This is a genomic window from Dietzia sp. DQ11-38-2 (assembly GCF_014145055.1).
GTDB lineage: Bacteria > Actinomycetota > Actinomycetes > Mycobacteriales > Mycobacteriaceae > Dietzia.
In genome coordinates, this window is sequence record NZ_JAALDW010000256.1 from 5,471 (window position 1) to 8,359 (window position 2,889).

4 protein-coding genes are annotated in these 2,889 nt (G+C 71.5%); 3 read left to right on the plus strand and 1 reads right to left on the minus strand.

Features of this window, described 5'->3' with window-relative positions:
* The 3 genes from G6026_RS17275 to G6026_RS09450 form a co-directional block, all read left to right on the plus strand.
* A partial coding sequence (locus G6026_RS17275; RefSeq protein ID WP_241728002.1) for a putative nucleotidyltransferase substrate binding domain-containing protein occupies positions 1-1,074 on the plus strand: 1,074 nt, incomplete at its 5' end.
* Positions 1,074-1,787 carry an exonuclease domain-containing protein gene (locus G6026_RS09445; protein ID WP_107756683.1) on the plus strand — a complete coding sequence of 238 codons (714 nt, stop codon included), beginning with the start codon at positions 1,074-1,076 and terminating at the stop codon, positions 1,785-1,787. The genes G6026_RS17275 and G6026_RS09445, both read left to right, overlap by 1 nt.
* Positions 1,788-1,797: 10 nt before the next feature.
* Positions 1,798-2,592 (plus strand): fumarylacetoacetate hydrolase family protein, encoded by a 795-nt coding sequence (locus tag G6026_RS09450; RefSeq protein ID WP_182613009.1) that lies wholly within the window; start codon positions 1,798-1,800, stop codon positions 2,590-2,592.
* Positions 2,593-2,598: 6 nt separating this feature from the next.
* Here the strand turns inward: G6026_RS09450 and G6026_RS09455 are convergent.
* The coding region (locus tag G6026_RS09455) for a chorismate-binding protein (RefSeq protein WP_182613010.1) at positions 2,599-2,889 on the minus strand (291 nt) is incomplete at its 5' end.

Genomic DNA, 2,889 nt, shown 5'->3' on the forward strand with positions numbered 1-2,889 from the left:
AGCGGGGACCTGCTCCGCCTGGCGCAGACCGACCCCGTCTACCTCGCGGCCCGCATCGCCCGCGCGCCCGACGCCGACGGGGTCGCACACCTGGCGGCGAGGCTGCCCGCGCTGGTCGGTGAGTTCGTCCGCCGCGGCACAGCCCCCCAGGACATCGGCAGGGTCGTCACGGCCACCGCGGACGCGGCGACCCGCCGACTGATCTCCCTTGCCGAGCTTGAGCTCGGACCGCCGCCCGTGGCGTACTGCTGGGTCGGACTCGGTTCCCAGGCACGAGGGGAACTGGGTGTGGCGAGCGACCAGGACAACGCGCTCATCCTGGACGACCCGGCGGGGACGACACCCGACGCGGACCGGTACTTCGCACAGCTGGCCGAGCAGGTGTGCGCAGGTCTCGACCGGTCCGGGTTCCCGCTGTGTCCGGGTGAGGTCATGGCCTCCACCCCGGCGTGGCGTCGCACGTGCACGTCCTGGGAACGCCAGGTGGGGGACTGGGTCCGGGCGCCGGGAGCGGACGCCGTCCTGCACTCCCAGGTCTTCCTGGACATCCGCCCCGTCCACGGGGACACCTCGCTGTTCATGAGAGTCCGGGACGAGATGCTCGCGCGCGCCGAGGGCAGCCTGCGGTTCCAGGCCCACCTGGCGCGGATCGCCTGTGAGTGGCGTCCGCCGTTGGGGTTCTTCCGCGGTCTGGTGGTGGAACGACGAGGCGAGTACCGCAACACCCTCGACCTCAAGGCCGGGGGGATCGCGCCGGTGGTGCAGATCGCCCGCGTGTACGCCCTCTCCGCAGGGCTCGACGAGGTGTCCACGCTCGGTCGACTCGACGCCGCGGCCGGGGCGGGTGTGATCGCGCGGGCGGATGCGGAGGACCTCTCCGAGGCATTCCGGTTCCTCCGCGGCCTGACCTACAGTCATCACGCACGCCAGATCGCGGACGACGACCCGCAGGACAACCACCTCGACCCCGGAACGCTGAGCTCCGCCGACCGCCACCGTCTCCGCGCCGCGTTCCGGATCATCGCCGGCGTGCAGGGCTCGCTCGCCTTGAAGTACCGGGTCGGACAGATGTGATGCGCGACTGGTTCACCCGGTCCGGGCGCCGGCAGCGCGCTGCGCGGCGCCTTCCGGACGGCCCGCTCCGTCGCTACCTCGAGACCCCGCCGCCGGCGCCGTCGACCCCGCTGGCCGATCTGCGTCTCCTCGCGGTGGACGTGGAGACGACGGGACTCGACCCCCGTCGCCACCGTGTCCTGTCCGTGGGGCTGGTGCCCGTGGACGGCGACCGGATCGACCTCGGCGGTGCGCGGTCCATGATCCTCCGGGACGACCACGCCGACGAGGTCGAGGGCGTGGGTCAGAGCGCCACCCTGCACGGCATCACCGACGACGCGGTGGCGAACGGCGTCGGGGTCGACGTCGTCCTGGACCAGGTGTTCTCCGCGTTGACCGGGCGGGTGCTCGTCGCCCACTACAGTCATATAGAGACAGAGTTCCTCGACTCGCTGTGCTCGTCCGCCCACGACGTGCGGCCGCCGTTGGTGTCGGTCGACACCCTCGACCTGCACCGGAGGGTGCTCGGTGGGGGAGTCGACATGGGTTTCGCACCGCAGTCCTCCCCGGACGAACTGCGACTGTGGAATGCGCGGCAGCGGTACGGGCTCCCGCGCTACCGGGCGCATGACGCACTGATCGATGCTCTCGCCTGCGCGGAGCTGTACCTGGCCCAGACGGCCGAGCTGCGCGACCGCGGGGTCACGACGCTCCGGGATCTGCGAACGGCATAGGATCGCGGGTATGCGTCTCGCCCGTATCGCCCACCCGCAGGGATTCGCCTTCGTCGAGGTCCGAGGGGACGTCACCGACCCCGCCACCCTCACCTGCGCGGAGATCTCGGAACACCCCTTCGGCACGCCCGAGTTCACCGGTCGCGAATGGCCGCTGGCCGACGTCCGCCTTCTCGCCCCGATCCTCGCCTCCAAGGTGGTGTGTGTGGGCAAGAACTACGCGGAGCACGCGCAGGAGATGGGCTCCGAGGCGCCCACCGAGCCGCTGATCTTCCTCAAGCCCAACACCTCTGTGATCGGCCCCGAAGCGGCGATCGCCTACCCTCCCAGCTCCGAACGGGTGGACCACGAGGGCGAACTCGCCGTGGTGATCGGCCAGCCCTGTCGCGACGTCGCGGCCGCCCGGGCCCACGAGGTGATCCTCGGCTACACCTGCGCCAACGACGTGACCGCCCGTGACCAGCAGCTCGCGGACGGTCAGTGGACGCGGGGCAAGGGGTACGACACCTTCTGCCCGCTGGGCCCCTGGATAGTCACCGACCTCGACCCGAACGGCCTCGACGTCCGCACCACCGTGCACCACCCGGACGGGTCGTCGGAGGTACGCCAGGACGGCAACACCTCCCAGTTCATGCACACCGTGGGGGAGATCATCGAGTACGTCAGCAGGATCATGACGTTGCTCCCGGGCGACGTGGTGTTGACGGGCACGCCCGCCGGGGTGGGGCCGATGCTCCCCGGCGACCGGGTCACCGTGGAGATCGAGGGCATCGGATCGCTGAGCAACCCCGTCGTCGACAGGTAGAGCGGGTCACACCGCGCCCAGCGCGGTGAGGACCGTGCGGAGTTTGGCGGCGGTCTCGGCGACCTCGTCGTCGGGGTCGGAGTCGGCGACGAGCCCCCCGCCCGCCCAGGCGAGCGCCCCTGAGCGATCGGCGTCGATCTCGGCGCAGCGGATGGTGACCATCCAGTCCCCGTCGCCGCCGGCGTCCGCCCAGCCGACAGCCCCCGAGTAGAAGCCGCGTTCGCCCTCGAGGCCCGCGATCACGCGCCTCGCCTCGTCGGTGGGGGTCCCGCACACCGCGGGCGTCGGATGGACGGC

What these genes read in the sequence shown, in the direction of transcription:
- G6026_RS09445 (WP_107756683.1), top strand. Translation starts at nt 1,074, where the DNA reads ATGCGCGACTGGTTCACCCGGTCCGGGCGCCGGCAGCGCGCTGCGCGG.
- G6026_RS09450 (WP_182613009.1), top strand. Translation starts at nt 1,798, where the DNA reads ATGCGTCTCGCCCGTATCGCCCACCCGCAGGGATTCGCCTTCGTCGAG.